This window comes from Lysinibacillus sp. UBA5990 (assembly GCF_002429815.1).
Lineage (GTDB): Bacteria > Bacillota > Bacilli > Bacillales_A > Planococcaceae > Lysinibacillus > Lysinibacillus fusiformis.
In genome coordinates this window covers 57,579-79,123 of record NZ_DJAY01000007.1, presented here as the reverse complement: position 1 = coordinate 79,123, position 21,545 = coordinate 57,579, and the positions used below count along the sequence as shown (strand labels likewise).

Here is a 21,545-nt window from a genome sequence, read left to right as displayed (position 1 = left end):
AGCTATAGCTACCCCCATCTAATCATGTTTAAATTATTTTACCCAGCCTAAAATCATTTCACGCAATAACTTAGAAGCTGTGTTAGCTGTCATTTCAGATGTGTCATAAATGGGTGCTACTTCCACTAGATCAAAGCCTACAACATTTACGCCGCTTGCTGCAATGGCATGAATGGAAGCTAATAATTCTTTCGCAGTAATACCACCGCAATCAACTGTACCAGTTCCCGGTGCATGAGCTGGATCTAACACGTCGATATCGATCGTTACGTAAACATTACGCCCCTCCAGCGTTGGAAGAACTTCCTTTAACGGCTCTAGTACTTCAAATTTAGAAATATGCATACCGTTTTCCTTCGCCCATTCAAATTCCTCTTTCATTCCTGAACGAATACCAAATGAATAAACATTTTTAGGTCCGATATGTTCGGCAATTTTACGAATTGGTGTCGAGTGTGAAAGTGGCTCTCCCTCATATTCTACTCGTAAATCTGTGTGAGCATCAAAGTGAATGATAGCAAGGTCATCATATTTAGCAGATACTGCTTTCATGACAGGCCAAGACACTAAATGTTCTCCTCCCATACCAACAGGGATTTTGCCATCAGCTAGTAATTTTTCAATAAATTTTTCAATTTCATCTAATGAACGTTGTGCATTCCCAAATGGTAGTGGAATATCACCTGCATCAAAATACTTTACTTCCTCAAGCTCACGATCTAAATATGGGCTGTACTCTTCAAGACCGATTGATACCTCACGGATACGTTGTGGGCCGAATCGTGAACCTGGACGGTAACTAACTGTCCAATCCATCGGCATACCATAAATAACTGCCTGAGCATCCTCATATGTAGGATGACTTTTTATAAATACATTTCCTGAATACGCCTCATCAAATCTCATTGCTAGACCTCCGTTATAAATAAAATATTATTTTGAAAAACAACTTATCTTAAAGTCCGTCTATTATGGCTTACAGGATTGTAATGAAACCTGTATCCTTTTATCCTCGTATACATTATTGGAACGTCTAGCAAATTTCGATTAAAATCTACAAAGTATGATTTTCTTGTCGAATGCCAGCGTTTCAAGTAGTACAAAAAAAGTATAGATGTTTTTGAATAAAGTGCAATAGTTTTTAGGTAGAATTTCGATTAAAGATGAATGTTCGAACACATACTAACGTTAAGTTCGAAGTTGTGAGAAAACGAGGTGAAAGTCGGATGAAACGAAAAAGCTATCATCGAAAGCAAAAGCGTGTAAAGCGCACACGGAAATCACTTACTTATTTTGTCGCCTTTGCAACTGCAATTGTCGTAGCATTTGTAGCACTACGCATCTATGTTCAAGTGGCTGGTGCACCGCCTTTAACCGTACCGAAAGCCTCTATTTTCTTAGATGAAAATGAGAACCAAATTGGAGACCACTTTACAAATCAAAGACGTTATTGGGTTGGTCTCGATGAGATGTCACCTTTTTTAAAAGAAGCAGTAGTAGCTGTTGAAGATAAAGATTTTTATAAACACGGTGGCTTTGACTATTCACGTATTGCTGGTGCGATTTTAGTGGATATTAAAGCCGGAGGAAAGGTACAAGGAGCTAGTACAATTACCCAGCAGTATGCGCGTAACCTTTATCTTTCTCATGAGAAATCTTGGACACGTAAATTAAATGAAGCTCTGTATGCTTATAGATTAGAAGTTTTTTATGATAAGGACGAAATATTAGAAGGTTATTTAAATACGGTTTATTACGGTCATGGCATGTACGGGGTGGAAGCGGCCAGTCGATTTTACTTTGGCAAGTCTGCTCGTGATTTAACGCTCGCAGAGGCAGCCATGTTAACCGGTGTACCAAAGGGTCCAAGTATATATTCGCCAATTGCTAATTTGGACAAGGCTACAAATCGCCAACATGTTATTTTAAAGCTTATGGCAGATCAAGGAGCTATTTCACAAGAAGAAAAAACACGTGCAGAAAATGAACAACTTGTTTTGAAAAATGACAGTTGGGTAGCAACCAAATCTGTTGCCCCTTATTTCCTAGATGTTGCTTGGCAAGAAGCGAGTGAAATTTTAAAATCAAAAAATCTGGATATTAGTGAGGGTGGCTGGACGATTCAAACGACCTTGAATCTTGAACATCAAAAAGCAGCCGAAGAAGCAGTGGCCAAAAACATGCCTGCTGATGATCTTCAAACAGCCTTTGTTAGTATGGAATCTAAAACAGGTGCTGTAACAGCATTAGTAGGTGGTCGTGACTATGCAGTAAGTTCATTTAACCGTGTGACACAGGCAAAACGTCAGCCAGGGTCTACCATCAAGCCTATTTTATATGCGGCGGCTTTAGAAAATGGGTACACTCCACTTACTTTTTTAGATGTAGGTGAAACAACTTTTACCTATGATAATGGACGAGGAACGTATGCACCTAAAAATGTGAATGGCCAGTTTGCTGATCACGATATGACTATGGCGCAAGCTATTGCTATCTCAGATAATATTTATGCTGTAAAGACTTTAGAAGACATTGGCTTCAAGGAATTTCACGATATGGCAAACCGTTTTAATGTGGGCATTGGCGCAAAGGATAATTTATCAATTGCACTTGGCACGATTGAAACTACGCTATATGAAATGACAAATGCCTACAACGTTTTAGCATCACAAGGGCAGCAAACGACTCCTACCGCAATTGTATCCATAAAAAATGCTAATGGAGACGTCATTTATGAAAACAAAGGTGTTACGAAAAAAACGGAGACAGCTATTTCCAAAGAGAATGCATTTATCTTAACAGAAATGATGACAGGTATTTTTGACCCAGTATTCAGCGATTACTCACCTGCAACAGGAATAAGCATTCGCTCACGCATGACCCATACTTATGCAGCAAAATCAGGGTCTACCAATAGTGACCAGTGGCTTATCGGTTTTACACCAAGTCTAACTGCTGGTGTCTGGAACGGCTATGACCAAGGGAAAAACCTAACGACAAAAGAAGATACTGCCGCGACAAAGCAAATATGGATAGACTTTATGGAGACTGTTCATAAAGGGACAAAAAATGAAGATTTCAAAAAGCCAAAAGCTATTGAAGGTGTTGTTATCGATATCGAAACAGGTAAATTAGCGACTGACGCATGCCCAAAACAACGTCTTGTATATATGGAATCTAAGGATGTACCAACAGAGAAATGTACAAACTTCGACATTCTTGACAGTAATACATGGGGAGAATTTTGGAATATGCTACCATTCTCCATATTTAAAGACTAAAAAATAAACAAACAATCATCCGGAAACCTTTTTAAACCTAATACGTTTTAAGTTATGAAGGCTCTCGACAAAGTAACAAATATACGAAAAATAAGAAAAGCTTTCTCTTCCCCGGAGACGTGTCCGTGGGAACAGAAAGCTTTTCTTTTTATGGTTTGCGAAGTATGAGCATCATGGGGCATTTGGCTTGGGTTTGGGTTGTTCAAATGCCGCATAGCGCTCATCACTTTCGCGAAACCAAGTGTCCTAGCTTACTAAAATGTAAGCTCTGCCTCAAGTTTACTTTGTTTCAAACCCACTTTCAACCTAATATCGAAAACGATTGCAAAATGTCACAGTTTGTTCAATCATTAAAGGGCTATTCGACAAATAAGTCTTGACGCAATTGCTCACTACTTCGCTCCCACAGGTCTGGATTAAGTTGTTCTAGGAAAGTAGCTAACACTTTTTTAGACGGTGTATCCATATGCTCTACGATAATATGACGCTTCATGGATTTATCCATTTTATTCACATGATCAGCCAAAATTTTATAGCCACGGCGTTTTTCACGGTTCACTATCATTTCACAAGCTGTTATACCCGCATAGTAAGGTCCATCTTCTTTATGATCGATTGTCACCCATACTAGCCAATATGGCTTTCCACCCTCAGAATCAGCACGGTCCGTTGTAAATTTAATTCCGCGTTCCACATCGCTACGTGCATGCATAGCACCAATCTCAACAGATGCTGTTCCCTCTTCCACATCTATAATGACTGGCGATACATTTTCTAACGAAAGCGAACCAATCCCAAACCCCTTATGTCCATCAGTTGGATCATTTTTTATAATAGTAAAGCCCATTTTTTGTTTTGGTTTTTCTTCATTTGTCATACTTAAATATCCTCCATTCTGCTATTATAAAAGGAAGCATATAGCCACAATCATCATGGCACGTATGCCTCAACGCAAGTAAGAAGTTTATACTACTTTCTTATAAACTAACTATACAACATTATTCTATAAAGGAGGCAATATTATGCCATACGTAACAGTTAAAATGCTTGAAGGTCGTACAGAGGAACAAAAACGTGCACTTGTAAAGGAAGTAACAGAAGCCGTTTCTCGCACTGTGAATGCACCTGCAGAAAATGTAACAGTTTTTATTGAAGAAATGTCTAAAAACCATTACGGCGTTGCAGGCGTTCGTTTAAGTGATAAATAAATTGAACTTGGGTAGAGCCGCCTAACGCTCTACCCATTTTTAAACATTTCAGTATTTCGTTATTATTGCTAGGATGTGATTAAAGATTAATGAAAAAGAATAAACTTAAACTTGCCTTACTTCTATGTGTGCTTATCATCGGCTTATTACTAATATTTATCACACCTATTCAAAACGCGTTGATTGCACGTATGAGTGACCAATTCAGCGCAATAGAGTACAGCACTGACGATATAAAAAAGAACAACCAACTAGATGCGGATTTTGAGTTCGAAGCTGTGCAATCACTGTCCATCGCCGAAGTACTCCAAGCGCAAATAAAGGCTAGCAAAATGCCAGTTATCGGCAGTATTGCCGTGCCTAGTGTCCATATGCAGCTTCCTATTTTAAAGGGAGTAGGCAATGCTGTTCTTGCTATTGGAGCGGGTACGATGAAGCCTAATCAGCAGCTCGGTCAAGGAAACTATGCTTTGGCAGGTCATTATTTTGAAGAGAAAGATATTTTATTCAGTCCCCTCTATCAAGCACAAATTGGCGATATTATTTATGTCACAGACATGAGTAATGTGTACGAGTATAAATTAGCAACTAAAAAAATTATTGCAGCAACAGATGTTTACATTGTGGATGATATCCCGAATCAGACGACGTTAACCTTAATTACTTGCGCAGAAAAGGGCTCCAAACGACTGGCCTTACAAGCAGATTTTGTGCAAAGCTATTCTTTAGAAAATGCCAAAGGAACCTTTTAAATCACGCAAAAAGCGCCATCACTAAAAGATGGCGCTTTTTTGATTATATCTCTGTTGTACGGCGACGTATGAACCATATTGACCCAGCTACAAGAAGTAAGCCAACAAATACAAGAGCTGTTTGATTGGCTCCATCTGTTTGTGGTAATTTACCTTGTGATCTCAGCTGTGCTTCTAAGCGCTCTGCATCCGCCTTGATTTTATTAATATCAATAGCTTGAGCCACCTCAGTCTGCTCATCTTTTGATAGCTTACTATATTTATTCAGGAAATCTTTATAAGCATCTAACGTATCTTTAGTTACGTTGGATGGATTATACGGTGGTAATTGTTTCCCTTGATCAATAACATTTTGTGCTGATGTGCCACCATTGCCAGGAGTTGTAGGTTTGTGTGGATCAACTGGTTTCTCTGGATCTGGATTTGTTTTATTTGTACCAACTGGTTTCCCCGGATCCGTATTTGGTTTGTTTGGATCAACCGGCTTCTCGGGATCTGGATTCGGCTTATTTGGATCAACTGGTTTCTCTGGATCTGGCTTTGGCTTATTTGGATCAACCGGCTTTTCTGGATCTGGATTTGGCTTATTTGGATCAACCGGCTTCTCGGGATCTGGATTTGGTTTGTTTGGATCAACCGGCTGCCCTGGCTCTGATGTTGGATTATCCGGATCAGTTGTAGGATTTGTTACAGGTGGTGTTTGTTGAATTTTAGCCTCACAAGTATTACCTACCATGACTGTCCCAAGGAGTGTTGCACCATTTTCTTTAACAATATATTTACCCGGCCTAATTAATGAATTACTTATAGTAATTTGACCTATATTATTTGTTGTAAATTCTGTTGAACCATTCTCTTCTATTACAACACCAGCTTCATCTGTAAATGTTACTTTGACACCTTCACGAGGCTGACCATACATATTGTTAATAGTTAATGTGAAGTTTGGACACGCAGGGACAATTGATAAGTCTACTTTACATATTTGTTTATAAGAAACTACAATTTCTCCTAAATAAACTTTATTGTCATAAACATCATACTTACCTGCGGCTACATCTTTAGAAACAAATGTCATACTTCCATCAGCTTCTATTACTGTTGAAATAACGTTACCTTGTTTATCTTTAATAACAGCGTCTTTCCCCGCCTTAACTAGGACATTATTTTCATCCTTTAACTCTACTGTAAAGCGCTCGCAGGCTGGTGTTTGTTGAACTTCTGCTTGACAATTAATATTGCTGGAGAATTCCCCAATTTTATTGCCATCTTTATCAAATACACTATAAACACCTGGCTCTAAATCTTTTAATTCTACTTTACCGTCTTTTGTTTGTAAGGAAGCTATTGTTTTACTATTCACATCTTTAATAATAACGTCCGTATGATCAACTACTGCTTCTCCATCTGCATTTTTGATTATTAGCTCAAATTTTTCACATTTTGGAGCTTGAATGACTTCATCCTGACAGTTGCCATTTTGATACGTAACATTAACCTCACCTAAATATTGTGTACCTTCATACAATTTATATTTACCGGCTGGTGTTGTTTTACCAATCGTAAACTGCCCATTACTGTCAGTTGTTGTTGTAGTAATAACAATATTAGTTGTATCCTTTAGCGTAACAGTTACGTGAGGACGTGGATTATTATTTTTATCCTTCACAGTAATTGTAAATAACGGACATGAATTGATCGGCTGGATTTCACCATGACATTCATTTTGACCATACTTCACAATAACCGTACCTAATTCGTTATCCTGTGCATCCTTCACTGTGTAAGTACCAGCTTGAACTGTAGTTCCTGGGCCATTTGCCCCTGGACGCTTAATCGTTGTAATTTGCCCTAAGTTATCGGTACTTCCTACATCGATGGTTACACCATTGCTATTCACTAATTTAATACTTTCATTCTCTAATGCATGCCCATCAATATCTTTTACTGTTAATGTAAATGCAGGGCAGACATTTGCTGTATCGATCTGCTCGTTATTGACTAGCTCAATAATTTTCGTAGCATTTTCAGTTATCTTCGTATCAGACTTGGCATCTAATTTAATTGCATAGTCATCCATGAGGATATAGCCTTGTGGTGCGTTTTTTTCTTTAACTATATAGTTCGCATAGTTAATATTTTCGAATAGTACATTACCATCTTTATCAGATGTTGCTGTCTTAACTATATAAGGTGTTGTTTTGACCATTTTGACTAATTCAAACTCTACGCCTGATAATGGTTGTTTAACCCCTGTTAAAGAATTTAAGCCAACCTTATTAAATTTTAAATTCCCTTTAGTTAACGAGAAATCTGCATCAGATGCACTGAAGCTGAATTTACCGTTATATGAATCTTCCTTTTCTTGATTGTTGGCAGTTTCAAAACTAAAGTCAATTTTAGCATTGTTACTATAAGGATCTCCTCCCTGTCCAAGCACTAACGTTCGATATTGAACTTGATAGCCTTCTTTATTTAATTGGCCAAAGTCAATTTCAAAGCCACCTGTTGTTGGGAATGTTACAGTAAATCCTAAAGCAGTTGGATCTAACCAAATACCACTAGGGACTGACGTTCCTGTACTTGCACTCACATTATATTTCTTTACTTTAATTGTATCTTTTAACAATAGTTGATTTTCTGATGGTACATCACTTACTTTAGTAGCACCTAAAGAAGAAAGTGAACGATTGATATTCAATGTCCAAGTTAACTGTTCTGTAGATGAATTACTACTTGGCGCCCCTTTTGTAATAAGCTGGTTCACGTACCCTGGTGTAACAGAAGTTGCAGGTAAATTGTAAGTTTTAGAACTTCCACCTACATTGGTCGTAAAGGTGGCTGTATTGGTATACGCTTTTGTTTTATCATCTTTAGTATCAGACTCTATACCAATGATATTGTCAGAGTCCTTTGTTTGATATTTTATGATATAAACTTTATTGTTCGCTGCTCCCAAATCATTTGCAAAAGTAACTGTAAAGCTTTTATTATTTGGAGCTACAACCAATGTATATAAGCTAGGATCTAAATTGGCGCCTTCAGTACCAATTTCATCATTATTTGGCGTTGTTAATGTAAATTCTTTTATCGAGAATGTCCCTGGTATGATTTCATGACCTTCGCCAATTGTATCCTCTAATACAGCATTATTAATAGTTTGTTTATTAATGTTAATCTTAATATCCCAATTGAAAACTTGTTCGATATAATCATATGCACCTTGTTTACGTCCATTATGAACTGAGTTACTGTCCGGTCGGTAGTGAGCCGACTTTGTAATAGAATATAGTTTATCAGTTGTCCAATTTGCTATAGCCGTATTCCCATAGCCCTGTTCATAGATCGAACCATCTGGCAAAATTTCGTAAGCTGTTTTATAGGTAATAACCGCTGTTTGTCCCTTTGCCACTGTACCACCTGTTAATGTAAAGCCATTGTCATCCAAAACAATTGTCTGATCTGCCATATTCGATACAGTAATATCAGCTACATCTATTTGACCGTCGTTATTTGCATCCACTAATTTATGTAGAGCATTATAAGACCCTTCTGTAAATGTATCTGAAATTGTTAATCCCTGTATGTCTGTTCCATCATTAGACTTATTATCTGCTTTTATAGTAATCGTCCAAGTAATTTCTTTTTTATCTGTATCTACTGTTCGTGACTTTGTTAAAATGTCCTCTTTTAAAGTATGTGTGTCTGTTTTTGCTTGCGATACAGTACCACTAGTAACTTTGTTTGTCATCGTTGTTATAGTAGAATCACTATAAAAATCATCTGTCAACTTTGCATCATAGGTGATACGATATGCATTTGCAATATCATTATTAAATGTTAATTTAAAGCCTTTTGTTACAGGATCGACTGTATAGTTAGTAGCATTGATTAAGGTACCAGCTCCTGTTGCATTGCCCGTATCATCCACTGTCATTTCATATACTTTAATAGTATCGAGATCAATGATATGACCATCGGACAATGTATCTTCTATCCAAGCATCAGATTGTTCAATAGCTACTTGATTATAGTTATAGCGAACTTCCCATGAAGATATATAGTTATTACTGTTTTTTGAGCTATCCTTACTTTTTTCTAACGCCTTTCCGTACGTAGTAGATGCTGTTTTACTATCCGAATCTCCAAAATTGGGGTCAATTAATGTAATAGAGTTTGTAAAAGTTTTTTGACCTTCCTGCTCATTAATTGGTAAGTTCACTACTGTTTGATACGTAATTTTATAAGCATATCTCCCATTAAGGGCAATATCCTCAAAATTAATATTCGTTTGCGGAGCTTGAGTAGCTGTCGATGCTACACCATGTAACCCGACCTCGTAAGTTTCAACTGTAACTGAATTTGGTACAATTTCATGCCCTGCACCTGGTGTATCATGTACTGTTGCATTAGTTAGATTTTTACCCGCTCGATTCATCCATACTTCCCAATCAATCGTTCGCTTACCACTATTGATTGTTACACCTTTAGATTGTTTCGATACCATCTTGTCACCACTTGTAGATGGAAGGAATGTAAGCTTAACACTATCTGTTCCCTTACCTGTTGTTGGAATGACTAACTCCTGCTCTAAATTATTACCAGCAAGATTAAAGCCTGATGTGAAGTTCATTTCAAAACCAACATCAATAGAGCCAGCAATGTCCGCTGATGGATCCTCAGTAATTGTAACTGTTACTAAATTCCCTACGGTATTCCACTCAAAGGCTGGAGAATCGGTAGTTGCACCTCTTTCACCATTGAATGCACTATTAAAATCAATTAACGAAGCAGGTAATGCATAAGTAAAAAAATCGCCGGCCTTTACATCATCCGGGAAATCAACTTTAAATATAAATTTCCCTTGAGCCTGTTGGTTTTGTGCTAGTTCAGTAGTAAATTCTGGGGGTACGACAGCGTCACCATTAATCTTTAATTCAAATACATCTAATCTTGCTAATTCTGTTAAATCCGTTGGAGTTTCATTTAATGGTTTTACCATCGGAGGAGTTTGATCGTCTGCATTTGTTGCATCCTCAGCTGGAATATCCACTCCCTCTTCTACACCATCTTTTGGAAGTTCCTCACCACTGTTATCTCTAGTAGCTTCCTCTTCTGTTGTAGTTGGTGGTATATGGGGTGGCTCACTGTTATCAGTCTCCTCATTTTCTAATGTAACTGGTGAAGTTACTGTCGTCTCATCTGTAGAACTTGTATCAACATCATTTCCCTCACTTGATGCTATTGGTTCGCTCTCTGTTGCAAACACCGAAATTGGTGAAAGTACTGTTTGAAATACAAGTAGCAATATAATAATCGCTAGGTTAAATTTCTTCATACTTCTCTCCTTTTCTAAGTATAGAGAGATACCTTTTCTGTTTGCTATGAAGCGCCCTTTCCATTTTTAGAAAAAGCATGCTACATACAATAGGTGCTCTCTCTTTCCTAAAATTAACTTGTCATTCTTGTGAATAAAAGCCAAATTGTATCCTAACATAGGACATAGGAATTAACAAATTATAACCTTTCCCTTTTTCCATTTTAAAAGCATTACTTTTAGGATATCTAAATTGAATGAAATCACCACCTTTCTGTGTTTTTGATACATTATAACTATATATACTGAACAGATTCTAAACAATTATCTAAACATACAAAAAAAGCAGTAAACATCGCTCCTTTGAACGTGTTTACTGCTTTCAATTTCATATTTTATTTTCCGTCTCTTCTCAACAAAGTTAATATTCTCTGTTTAATGGTTGAATGCGTAGAATCATCTTCTAAAAAATCTAAAGGGAAATATATTTTATGGTCACGCTTCATCCGTCCTGAAATGGAATCAACAATAATTGATTCACGCGAAAGCTCGCGTAGCTCACCATTTTTCATTTCTAGGAAAATCGGCACGCGTACTTCTTCTTCACCAGGTCTGTAAAAATCATAGGGCAGATCTGCCGTTGTATCATGAACAAGATAGTAATCGGGGTTCAAGTCTGCCTCTTTGAAAAGTTCCTGTAGTTTTTGATATTTATCAAGCTCTACTCCAGGATCTAAATCAATGTATTGGAATAGCTTACGATTAACAAAGCGACGACTTAAATCACTTAGAATAGTATCTTCCTCTTGCATCCAAAGTTGAAAATATGTAAAAAGAATACTCTCATCTAAGGCAAGGTAATCCTCGAGTGTAATTGCGTTACGGAAAAATGCTAGGAAGTGTGTAGGTTCATGCTTAAATGTATAGCCTTCCAAGCTCAACTGTTTTACTCTTTTTAAAATTTTATTTAAAATAACCTCTGCACTACGTGACACAGGATGGAAGTAAATTTGTAAGTACATTTGATAGCGACTCATAATATAATCTTCTACTGCATGCATACCAGTTGCTTTTATGACCACTTGGTTTTTTCGAGGACGCATTACTCTTAAAATCCGTTCCATATCAAAGTGACCATAACTAACGCCAGTAAAATAAGCATCACGTTGTAGGTAATCCATACGATCCGCATCAATTTGGCTTGAAATTAAGCTAATGACTTGTTTGTTTGGATATGTCTTTTCGATTACTTGAGATACCTTTTCAGGAAAATCAGCTGCCACTTTTTTCAACACAGCATTCACTTCCGTATCACCCAATAAAATTTCTCTCGTATAGAATTCATGATCCAGTTCAAAGACATTTTCAAAGGCATGTGAGAATGGCCCATGTCCTAAATCGTGTAGGAGCGCCGCACATAGCACTAATAGTCGTTCACCCTCATCCCAATCTGGACGGCCAACAAAGATATCATCCACTATACGGCGTACAATTTCATATACACCAAGTGAATGACTAAAGCGGCTATGTTCCGCTCCATGAAAGACTAAAAATGTGGTACCAAGCTGACGAATTCTACGTAAACGCTGAAATTCTCTTGTACCTACTAAATCCCATATCACTTGGTCTCGAACATGCACATAACGGTGAACAGGGTCTTTAAATACCTTTTCTTCTTGTAATTTAGCGTTTGCATATGTCATTTGTATAGCACCCCCATTTTGTTATAGTTCTATTATATGCGATAAATCTAGGACTAGCATACTTATTCACTTTTTTCTATAGATACTAACAACCTTTTTCAATCATATTCACAATTATTCTAAATTTCTATTGGTCTAATATAAATAAATGAACAAAAAGCTTTCCCCAACAAGTAGAGACAGCTTTTTGTTTTACTTATTCTTTAATTTTGTTAAAACCTTTTCCATTAGTTCTTCTTCTGTTAATGCAGCAACAGGGCGGCTATTTACGAAGGTAAATGTTTTTTTGCGTCCTGGACCACAATAAGAATGACAGCCAATTTCGATGGTTGCATCAGGATCGATTTCCTTTAATTTTGGAATTAACGTTTTTAAGTTAACGGCCTGACATTCATCGCAAACTTTAAATTCGTTTGCCATTTTGTCAACAACCCTTTCTATATAGTATTTTTCAAACAAAAATCGCTCGCTCTATGGAACGTATGACCTTCACATATTTAAGTATGCAGCATACGTACAAACCTACAACGGGTATTGTATCGTACTTTTCCCCTTCTATTCAAGCATAATTCCTTTCACATGGATGAATAAAAGGTTAAAAGATTGGTCATGCTAATCTTAAATAACAAGTTCCAAAAAAGGTGGAGGTTTTTAATATGAGTAAAATAAGACAAGATGCTTGGTTAGAAGAAAATGATGAATTGTTAGCAGAGGCAGTAATTCGTCACGTAACGGAGGGTAGCACACAGCTAAACGCATTTGAAGAAGCTGGTGATGCGTTAAATCGTACAGCTGCAGCCTGTGGTTTCCGTTGGAATGCTGTTGTTCGTAAAGAATATGAAGAACAATTAGCAGAAGCTAAAAAAGAAAGAAAAGAAAGAATGCGAGTGTTAGGAGCTCCTGCAAGACGTCGCACTTCTAGTATGTTTACAGTAAATAGTAGTGCTGCAGAAGGAAAATCAATTCCGCTATCTGCTCTTTCTCTTGATATTGTTATAGCTTATTTACTACGTTTACAGCATTCTGGTGAAGTAGGCAATGAATCTTCAAAATGGAGACAGCTTGTTCATGTAACGTCAGAGAAAAATAAAAAACTAGAGAAAACAATTACAAAGCTAGAAGAAGAAAACCGAGCAATCCGCAAAGATTATGAACAATTCGTTCAAATTATGAATCGTGCTAGACGACTTGTGACATTAGATGAAGAGGAAGAACGTGTTGCACCTGTTTTTAAAATGGAGAAAAACGGAAATCTCGTAGTAAGTAGTTCTAATTTCCAGCCTGAAAATGGCGATGCGCTTAATTAGCAGCATCGCCTTTTTTTATGTGTGTTAATAGTAGTCTCTATTCATGTCGTTCTAGCATTTTGGCATTTCGGTCAAAAACACGCTTTAAATAGAAACCGTATAATGTTAATTCTTCGTCATGAAAAGATTCAGGATGTACTTCCCCACCTAGGTGATGAAGGTATTGCTGTAGACGAATAACAACTGCCTCTACAGTTAAATGTGGATCGACAAGCTCCGATAATGATGCCATGACTTCAGGAATGATTTGCGGATAAGTAAATTTTGTCTCCTCCTGCTGTAAGCTTTCTTCGTAAAAATCACGAATGAGTGCAGCACGCTGCGAGCCGCTACCTTCAATACATAAATAGATTTGTACAGCTACACCTTGGCGTAAACGTCTTTGTGAAATTCCTGCAAATTTTTTTCCTTCAATACTTAGATCATACGAACCTGGGCAATATGAGCCTACTATTTCATAGGCTTCAATCTTCTCAGCCACCTCTGGAAACAAACCTTTAACGAGGTCGACCATCACTTCATAGCCATCATTTATGCTTAATGAATCCATTTGTTCAGATAATATAATGGAAATGTTTAGAACCCCTTCATCAAGGACAACAGCTAACCCACCTGAATTTCGAACGATAGGTTGATAACCTCTTGACTCTAGTAAATCCATTCCATGCTGTACATAAGGTAAACGATGATCTTGGATGCCAAGCACAACCGATGCCCCGTGAACCCATGTACGGACAGTTGGTGGTGATACTAATTGTCCAACTAATTGGCACAACGTATCATCAGTTGCAAAGGATTCTAACGGAGATCGCTGCTTTGCGCTAATTGATTGATCATAATAACGCCAAATTGGCTGCTGTAAAATACTTTTCATATTGGTACTCCTCTAATTCCATCTCTTCTCTTTAGCATACATCATCTATAGTTGGTGTCAAATTCGTGAAAACCATTCATGAACTTAGGGATTTTGCACAAACTATGATAAACTAATTTTGAATAGTATTCACTTATAAAGGGAGTGTTTTCAATAATGAATGAAGCAGCAATTACGTTAGATGGATGGTACGCTTTACATGATTTTCGCTCGATTGATTGGGCTTCATGGAAGCTCGTTTCTGCTGAAGAACGTCAAGCAGCAGTAGAAGAATTTCTTGCTTATTTAGGGAAATTAAATGAAGCAGATATCGCTAAAACAGGTGCTCATGCCTTCTATGCAATCGTTGGTCAAAAGGCTGACTTTATGATTATGACATTGCGTGAAACGATGGATGAGCTACAAGAGCTTGAAGCAGAATTTAATAAATTAGCCATTGCTGATTTTACAATTCCTACATATTCTTATGTATCTGTTGTTGAGCTTTCAAACTATTTAGCTGGTGAATCAAATGAAGATCCATACCAAAACCCACATGTACGTGCACGTCTATACCCTGAGCTTCCTCGTTCTAAATATGTGTGCTTCTACCCTATGGATAAACGCCGTCAAGGGAATGATAACTGGTACATGCTATCAATGGATGAACGCAAATCATTAATGCGTTCTCATGGTATGATTGGTCGCGGTTATGCTGGTAAAGTAAAGCAAATTATTACAGGCTCTGTTGGCTTTGATGATCATGAATGGGGCGTAACATTATTTGCTGATGACGTTTTACAATTCAAAAAGTTAGTATATGAAATGCGCTTTGATGAAGTATCTGCTCGCTATGGTGAGTTTGGTGCATTCTTCGTCGGAAACCTACTTGATAACGATAAATTAGTGACATTTTTAACAGTTTAATACTTACATTTAAAAATGCGAGTCCCTAGTGAGGACTCGCATTTTAAATTTCGTTTTCTTCCGCATGCTCGGATTCAAATATTAAGATGATTGTATGAATAAAGAACCCGGTAAGAATCATCAGAAAGACCAAATACCAATTATACGGCTGATGATAGTATTCTGCTATCCCGACTGCCATAAAGGCACTAATAATTATTGCTACAAACATACTAAAAATACGCATTGTAACGCTCCTTCATGAAAGCAAAAATAAATTCAAACTTAGTATGTCTCGGAATATCGTTACTATACTGACTAAGCAAAATTATCTATAAAAATAAGAAAGTGCCATCCCTCTGCGATGACACTTCCTTAATCATTGAATTTATTTTTTTCATATTTCCTTAAGAGCTTTCATCCTTTACTTGTAAAATTAAAATGATCGTTTGAATAAAAAAACCAATCACTATAATTAAAATAAATAGATACCAATGGAGCGGCTGTCCATAATACTCCCCTAGTAAAAAGGCCAGTACCGCACTTAGTAATATCCCAAACCATACCCCTATTTCCATAAGTAATCACCTCACATGTATGGCCTACACATGCAATTTACTGATCTTCTATTTCCCTATATCTTTTTTCTATTTACCCAATTTTTCATAAAAATTATCTAATATGAATGGCTTTTAGATTATTTTTTACGGACTTGTCGTTATTACTACTATATGCGTAGTACCTTTGTTGTGTGAATTTCTTTCTTCACAAAATTGAACATGTCTACAATACCATCATGCATATACTGACAGCGAGGAGGTATGAAAATCGCTGTTATTAAGACGAATGATGCCCAGACAGCCCTGCTAGCAAGGCTTATGCGTGCCGAGGCAGAAGGCGAAGGTGAGTTAGGCATGCTGATGGTTGGGAATGTTGGCGTTAATCGTGTAAGGGGTGATTGTTTAGATTTTGGTGATATTCGAACAATTGAACAGATGGTTTATCAGCGTCCAGGTGGCTTTGAAGCAACTCAAAAAAGTTATTTTTATCAACGAGCACGTGATCAAGATATCCGGCTAGCCAGAAGGGTGATTCAAGGCGAAAGATTTCATCCAGCTAACCGATCCTTGTGGTTTTTCATGCCCGCGGGCGATTGTCCTGCGCAATGGTATGGCCAATGGAATACAGGCAGATACAAATCTCATTGCTTCTTCTCGCCAACTGAAGAAGATTGTCCTCAAATTTAAAAAGAAAGTAGGTTGATTATTGATGATGCCTTATTATTGGACACCAACAACGCAACAACAAATGACTCCTCCTCCAGTCACAATCCCGACCGGACGACCACCAGGTCGTGAAGAGTCCTATATAGAAAATATTTTACGATTGAATCGCGGAAAACCAGCTACCTTCCATTTTTCTTTTGAGCATGCAGTGGAACAAGGAAAAAACACAAAAACTGTGCGTGGTGTGGTAGAGGCTGCTGGGCGAGATCATGTTATCATTCGTGAACTCAAATCCAATCACCGCTTCTTATTCCCAATGATTTACTTCGACTTTGCTGAATATGATGAAGAAATGGCTTATTTTAATCAAAATCCATAATCGCTATATTGTATCTTAAAAATCCGCAATACTCTCACTGACAACAGTCGATGAGAGTATGCGGATTTTTAACTTGCGCTAGATTAATATTCTTTTAAATATTCCAATGTAGCTTTTCCTAAAGTTTTAGCAGCTATTAGCATTGCACGTTCATCAAAATTAAAGCGAGCGTGATGATGTGGATAAGCCGTTTCCCATTCTGGACTTTTCGCACCTGTGAAGAAGAATGTACCAGGTACTTTTTCTAAATAATACGCAAAATCCTCACCAACCATAAATGGTGGACAATTTTTCACTTGCTCTACACCTGGGACAGTTGACGCTAACTGTGCCACAAATTCCGTTTCCTTTTGATGGTTATAAACAGGTGGATAACCTCTTGTATAACGGTATTCATAGCTTGCTCCAAAGGCTAGACAAGTGGCGTTTAGAACGGCTTCTAGCTCCTGCTCCATCTGTGTGCGCACACCTTCCTCAAAGGTGCGAATGGTTCCTGCCAATTTAACACGATCAGCAATAACATTAAACGGATTAATCGCCTCGAAGTGACCAATTGTTAAAACAGCTGACTTTAATGGATCAATACGTCGCGAGATAAGTTGTTGTGCGTTGATTACAAACTGCGATGCAAGGGTAACTGCATCAATGGAGTGATGTGGTTCGGCACCATGTCCACCCTTCCCTTGAATGGCAATTTCTACTTTGTCGGCAGCTGCCATAATAGCGCCATCTCTCACTAAAATTTCCCCTATCGGAGTAGGAGCCCAGAGATGCGTACCAAAAATAACATCTACACCATCTAAACACCCATCTTCTATCATCGGCTTGGCCCCACCTGGTGCCACCTCTTCAGCGTGCTGATGAATAAACATAATATTTCCTGTAATTTCAGATTTCATTTTATTGAGTGCCTTAGCTAATCCTAGTAATGTTGCTGTATGACCATCATGGCCACAAGCATGCATTTTACCAGCTACCTTGGATTTATAAGGTATATCATTTTCCTCCTGAATCGCTAATGCATCAAAATCAGCCCTTAACGCCACTGTTTTTCCTGGCTTTGCACCGCGTAGAACGGCAACTACACCTCTTCCACCTACCCCTTCACGAACCTCATGACCCAATTCTTTATGATAGGCAGCTATATAGGCTGGTGTCTCCACTTCTTCAAAGGATAATTCAGGATATTCGTGCAAGTGACGACGAATCCCTACCATCTCTTCATAATTCTCATCTATTAATGTAAATAGCTTTTCCATCCTACACAACCTCTCTTTTTGTATTTTCGAAATATTGCAAGTAATAGTAGTAGTGTACTATAAATTCTTACAAAAAGAATAGGATTTAAATCGTAATCTTACAAAATAAAGAAAAAACTCTCCTACAAATCATGTAAGAGAGTCCTAATATAAAATTAACGAGCATGTTTTAAAGCCGATAAAATAATAAGTATCCATCCAATTAAAAATAGTACACCACCAATTGGTGTAATCGCGCCCAATACTTTAATACCACTAATTGCTAATACGTATAAGCTACCAGAAAAGAAGATAATCCCAAGATTAAAGAAAATTCCTGCCAAATTTAATTGCTTAACTTCACCAAATAATTTGGAACTCATTAATAGTCCGATTACCAACAAACCAGTAGCATGGAACATTTGATACTGAACAGCCGTCTCCCAAATACCTAGACTATAATCATCTAAAATTTCCTTTAAAGCATGTGCACCAAATGCACCAAAGGCTACTGCTAATAGGCCGTGAAGAGCCCCTGTCACGATAAATTTTTTCATTGCTCGTTACCCTACCTTTAATATTGTTTAAAAATCAAAAATTGAATCACCATTTGCTCCATCTTCTTCAATTTTGGATGTAGATAAACTAGATGGCTTCATCTCTGATACAAGCATTTGTGGTAAATGCTTAGAAGGTGGTGTGATAGATGGCGTATTACTAGGAGAATCTAACACCACATCACATAATGCTCGAATTGCTGAAAGAGCTTCGCGGATCTGCTGATCATTCCCTGCATTTTTTGCACTAGATAATTGTTTTTCAAGTTGTTGTATAACGGCTTGATAAGGAATCATTGCATTCTCCTACTTTCTACTTTTGATACAAATTTTAAACATTCCGTACCTGAGGATTGTTTCACGACAACGGATGGAATCTGCTTTGTTTTAAAGCCATATGCGACACAGGCACGTGGATTTTGAGGGTCCCAGGTTACTTTAAAAAATTGACATTGAAAACAATTCGCCTTCATCGTTGTCCCTCACTTTCGTATATCCTAACTGTATCACGATTTATGTAGTGTATAAAGTAAACGATTTGTGCCAATCTATGCTAAACACCAATCTATTGGTTGTTTACCCCATTCTACTAATTGTTGATTAATCTTTGAATAAGGTTTACTCCCAAAGAATCCTCGATAAGCACTTAATGGGCTAGGATGTGGTGCTTCTAATATGACATGTGGCGTGTCATGTTTACGTATCAACTGTTTTTTTCGTTGCGCAGGCTTACCCCACAGTACAAAAATAAGTGGTTCCTCTCTTTTAGCTAGCTTATCGATAACCGCATCAGTGAACTGCTCCCAACCTTGATCTTTATGGGAATTCGCCTGTCCAGCTCGCACTGTAAGAACTGTATTCAAAAGCATAACACCTTGTTCTGCCCACTTCGTCAAAGTCCCATCTTTGGGAATAGGACAGCCGAGATCATCTTTTAGCTCTTGTAGCATATTTCGTAAGCTTGGTGGATGTGGAATACCTGGCTTGACAGAAAAGCTTAAGCCGTGTGCTTGGTTAGGTCCATGATATGGATCCTGTCCTAAAATAATGACCTTCACATTTTGATAAGCTGTTGTATAAAATGCATTCATCACATCTTGCATAGGAGGATAAATAGTTTGCATTGAATATTCATTAGCAATAAATTGACGTAACGTGTGATAGTATGGTTTTTCTAACTCTGCTGCAAGTATTTCTTGCCAATCATTCGGGAATACTTGTTTCATCGTCCTTTAAGCCCCTTTCTTTTCTTACAACGGTACAAAAAATAATCCATGAATTCAAGCCTCAGCTTAAACTGACCCTGTAAAAATATCAAATTCTGACTATTTTTATAGAATCAGAATAAGTCTATACTAAATGGTAATTTTAACACTCTTAATAATAAAGGAGATCTTTTCATGACTCTAAAAAAAACATTAACAATTGCTGGTTCTGATACATCCGGCGGCGCAGGTATGCAAGCCGATCTTAAAACTTTTCAAGAGCACGGTACATACGGTATGGTGGCTTTAACAGTTGTCGTAACAATGGACCCGAATGGGTGGACACATAATGTCACACCATTACCAACTGAACTTCTACAAAAACAAATTGATACAGCCCTTTCAACAGGAATTGATGCTATTAAAACAGGCATGCTATCTACGGAAGAAATTATTCGCCTTGCTGGAGAGGCTATTGCAAAATCAGGGACTACAAATGTTGTCATTGATCCTGTTATGGTTTGTAAAGGGGACGATGAAGTACTAAACCCTGGCAATACAGATGCTATGGTACAACATCTTTTACCATTAGCAGCAGTCACAACACCTAATCTATTTGAAGCTGGTCAATTGGCAGGTACAGGTACGCCAAAAACGATTGATGAGATGAAAACAGCCGCACGAAAAATCCACGAACTTGGAGCTAAAGCTGTAGTCATTAAAGGTGGAAAAGCAATAGCTACAGAAAAAGCAACGGACCTATTCTTCGATGGAGAAGCCTTTTACTTATTAGAATCTGAAAAAGTTGCTTCTACTAATAACCACGGTGCAGGCTGTACTTTTGCAGCTTCTGTCACTGCAAATCTTGCAAATGGACTGTCTGTTATGGATTCTGTTATGGAAGCAAAAGAATTTGTATCCGCAGCCATTTCACATGGTTGGGCTCTTAACGACTATGTTGGTCCTGTCATGCATGGAGCAAAATCTCGCTTTGGTGCTCCACAAATAACAGTTACAGAAATTTAACACAGAAAAGGGATGTCTCAAAGATTATGGAGACATCCCTTTTTTGATCATACATTGATATAAGTTTACCTAAAACTACTTCCCTATTTCTCACAAGGGGAACCAACGGAGGTTTCTTGTTTTCATTTAATGCTGCAAAGGTTAATTTCGTAATCACCTCAATCATGTTCACATCATTGCTCCTCTAATAATGCGTTAATTTCTAGAAATTCCACTAACATAAAGATAAAAAATGGACAAGATACGTTAGGACTTCATCACCCATATATTAGCTTTAGATGGGAGGGGAAAAGATGAAAAAACAAAAGGCAGAGGACTTAACTGAGGAATCAGGTTTATTAGCTGGAGAAATTACCTCTTCAAAAGTAGAAGTACTAGCTTCCATCGTCTTAACACTGGGCTACTCATTGTCCACCCTCGCCACAATAATGGCACTTCAGGAGGAAGAGGAACTAGCACAAGAAAAAAAGACCGAAAATGAAGATCAAAATCTTTATATGAGACAAATGTTTAAACAATTGCAAAGTGTCAATAATCGTTTAGAAACAATCGAAAGAAAGCTTAATCGATACTAACAAATACATAGC

General features: G+C 37.6%; 22 protein-coding genes. 9 read left to right on the top strand and 13 right to left on the bottom strand.

Annotation, left to right across the window (positions count from 1 at the left end):
- Window positions 1–33: 33 nt before the first annotated feature.
- A complete protein-coding gene (gene speB / locus B3D94_RS04645) occupies window positions 34–906 on the bottom strand; it encodes an agmatinase (RefSeq protein WP_036122947.1) in 873 nt (290 codons plus the stop codon).
- 320 nt (window positions 907–1,226) lie between these two features.
- On the opposite strand from speB, the gene B3D94_RS04640 reads away from it, so the two are divergent.
- Window positions 1,227–3,281, top strand: coding sequence for a transglycosylase domain-containing protein (locus B3D94_RS04640; RefSeq protein ID WP_291755223.1), 2,055 nt, complete (start codon window positions 1,227–1,229; stop codon window positions 3,279–3,281).
- A gap of 358 nt (window positions 3,282–3,639) precedes the next feature.
- Here the strand turns inward: B3D94_RS04640 and B3D94_RS04635 are convergent, their stop codons facing one another.
- Entirely contained in the window at window positions 3,640–4,158 is a 519-nt protein-coding gene (locus B3D94_RS04635) for a YwhD family protein (RefSeq protein WP_258269908.1), read from the bottom strand.
- Window positions 4,159–4,303: 145 nt separating this feature from the next.
- On the opposite strand from B3D94_RS04635, the gene B3D94_RS04630 reads away from it, so the two are divergent.
- Both B3D94_RS04630 and B3D94_RS04625 read left to right on the top strand, forming a co-directional pair.
- Window positions 4,304–4,489: a 2-hydroxymuconate tautomerase gene (locus B3D94_RS04630; RefSeq protein ID WP_012292709.1), complete on the top strand. Its 186-nt coding sequence runs from the start codon at window positions 4,304–4,306 to the stop codon at window positions 4,487–4,489.
- An 89-nt stretch (window positions 4,490–4,578) separates the two neighbouring features.
- A complete protein-coding gene (locus tag B3D94_RS04625) occupies window positions 4,579–5,241 on the top strand; it encodes a class A sortase (RefSeq protein WP_291755218.1) in 663 nt (220 codons plus the stop codon).
- 43 nt (window positions 5,242–5,284) lie between these two features.
- Here B3D94_RS04625 and B3D94_RS04620 read toward each other — a convergent pair whose 3' ends face one another.
- The 3 genes from B3D94_RS04620 to B3D94_RS04610 all read right to left on the bottom strand — a co-directional run bounded on the left by B3D94_RS04620 (window position 5,285) and on the right by B3D94_RS04610 (window position 12,681).
- Window positions 5,285–10,579, bottom strand: a complete 5,295-nt coding sequence (locus tag B3D94_RS04620) for a collagen binding domain-containing protein (protein ID WP_291755217.1) — start codon at window positions 10,577–10,579, stop codon at window positions 5,285–5,287.
- 374 nt (window positions 10,580–10,953) lie between these two features.
- Window positions 10,954–12,261, bottom strand: a complete 1,308-nt coding sequence (locus B3D94_RS04615) for an HD domain-containing protein (protein ID WP_069479955.1) — start codon at window positions 12,259–12,261, stop codon at window positions 10,954–10,956.
- A 192-nt stretch (window positions 12,262–12,453) separates the two neighbouring features.
- Window positions 12,454–12,681, bottom strand: a complete 228-nt coding sequence (locus tag B3D94_RS04610; RefSeq protein ID WP_008179127.1) for a DUF1450 domain-containing protein — start codon at window positions 12,679–12,681, stop codon at window positions 12,454–12,456.
- 236 nt (window positions 12,682–12,917) lie between these two features.
- Here B3D94_RS04610 and B3D94_RS04605 point away from each other — a divergent pair, with 236 nt between their 5' ends.
- Window positions 12,918–13,568 (top strand): RsfA family transcriptional regulator, encoded by a 651-nt coding sequence (locus tag B3D94_RS04605; protein WP_025115432.1) that lies wholly within the window; start codon window positions 12,918–12,920, stop codon window positions 13,566–13,568.
- 37 nt (window positions 13,569–13,605) lie between these two features.
- Here B3D94_RS04605 and B3D94_RS04600 read toward each other — a convergent pair whose 3' ends face one another.
- The gene (locus tag B3D94_RS04600) at window positions 13,606–14,442 is read right to left on the bottom strand and encodes a lipoate--protein ligase family protein (protein ID WP_291755210.1); all 837 of its coding nucleotides are present in this window, start codon (window positions 14,440–14,442) and stop codon (window positions 13,606–13,608) included.
- 156 nt (window positions 14,443–14,598) lie between these two features.
- Between B3D94_RS04600 and hemQ the strand changes: the two genes are divergently transcribed.
- Entirely contained in the window at window positions 14,599–15,348 is a 750-nt protein-coding gene (hemQ, locus tag B3D94_RS04595; RefSeq protein ID WP_193830861.1) for a hydrogen peroxide-dependent heme synthase, read from the top strand.
- Between the two features lie 43 nt (window positions 15,349–15,391).
- Here the strand turns inward: hemQ and B3D94_RS04590 are convergent, their stop codons facing one another.
- The gene (locus B3D94_RS04590; protein WP_069479952.1) at window positions 15,392–15,574 is read right to left on the bottom strand and encodes a hypothetical protein; all 183 of its coding nucleotides are present in this window, start codon (window positions 15,572–15,574) and stop codon (window positions 15,392–15,394) included.
- Window positions 15,575–15,734: 160 nt separating this feature from the next.
- On the bottom strand, window positions 15,735–15,905 hold the full coding sequence (locus tag B3D94_RS04585) for a hypothetical protein (protein WP_175422975.1): 171 nt from the start codon (window positions 15,903–15,905) through the stop codon (window positions 15,735–15,737).
- A gap of 243 nt (window positions 15,906–16,148) precedes the next feature.
- Between B3D94_RS04585 and B3D94_RS04580 the strand changes: the two genes are divergently transcribed.
- Window positions 16,149–16,574 carry a cell wall hydrolase gene (locus B3D94_RS04580; RefSeq protein WP_036122931.1) on the top strand — a complete coding sequence of 142 codons (426 nt, stop codon included), beginning with the start codon at window positions 16,149–16,151 and terminating at the stop codon, window positions 16,572–16,574.
- A gap of 22 nt (window positions 16,575–16,596) precedes the next feature.
- Window positions 16,597–16,932, top strand: coding sequence for a spore coat protein GerQ (gene gerQ, locus B3D94_RS04575; protein ID WP_008176019.1), 336 nt, complete (start codon window positions 16,597–16,599; stop codon window positions 16,930–16,932).
- Window positions 16,933–17,015: 83 nt separating this feature from the next.
- Here gerQ and B3D94_RS04570 read toward each other — a convergent pair whose 3' ends face one another.
- The 5 genes from B3D94_RS04570 to B3D94_RS04550 all read right to left on the bottom strand — a co-directional run bounded on the left by B3D94_RS04570 (window position 17,016) and on the right by B3D94_RS04550 (window position 19,953).
- Entirely contained in the window at window positions 17,016–18,191 is a 1,176-nt protein-coding gene (locus B3D94_RS04570; protein WP_069479951.1) for an amidohydrolase, read from the bottom strand.
- Between the two features lie 155 nt (window positions 18,192–18,346).
- Window positions 18,347–18,727 (bottom strand): DUF423 domain-containing protein, encoded by a 381-nt coding sequence (locus B3D94_RS04565; protein WP_069479950.1) that lies wholly within the window; start codon window positions 18,725–18,727, stop codon window positions 18,347–18,349.
- Between the two features lie 27 nt (window positions 18,728–18,754).
- Entirely contained in the window at window positions 18,755–19,024 is a 270-nt protein-coding gene (locus B3D94_RS04560; RefSeq protein WP_069479949.1) for a YwdI family protein, read from the bottom strand.
- Window positions 19,021–19,200: a uracil-DNA glycosylase gene (locus tag B3D94_RS04555; RefSeq protein WP_069479948.1), complete on the bottom strand. Its 180-nt coding sequence runs from the start codon at window positions 19,198–19,200 to the stop codon at window positions 19,021–19,023. Before B3D94_RS04555 ends, B3D94_RS04560 begins: the two co-directional genes overlap by 4 nt.
- A 75-nt stretch (window positions 19,201–19,275) precedes the next feature.
- Entirely contained in the window at window positions 19,276–19,953 is a 678-nt protein-coding gene (locus B3D94_RS04550) for a uracil-DNA glycosylase (protein WP_069479947.1), read from the bottom strand.
- 174 nt (window positions 19,954–20,127) lie between these two features.
- On the opposite strand from B3D94_RS04550, the gene thiD reads away from it, so the two are divergent.
- Window positions 20,128–20,958: a bifunctional hydroxymethylpyrimidine kinase/phosphomethylpyrimidine kinase gene (gene thiD / locus B3D94_RS04545; protein WP_069479946.1), complete on the top strand. Its 831-nt coding sequence runs from the start codon at window positions 20,128–20,130 to the stop codon at window positions 20,956–20,958.
- Window positions 20,959–21,251: 293 nt separating this feature from the next.
- The gene (locus B3D94_RS04540; protein ID WP_069479944.1) at window positions 21,252–21,533 is read left to right on the top strand and encodes a hypothetical protein; all 282 of its coding nucleotides are present in this window, start codon (window positions 21,252–21,254) and stop codon (window positions 21,531–21,533) included.
- Window positions 21,534–21,545: the final 12 nt, after the last annotated feature.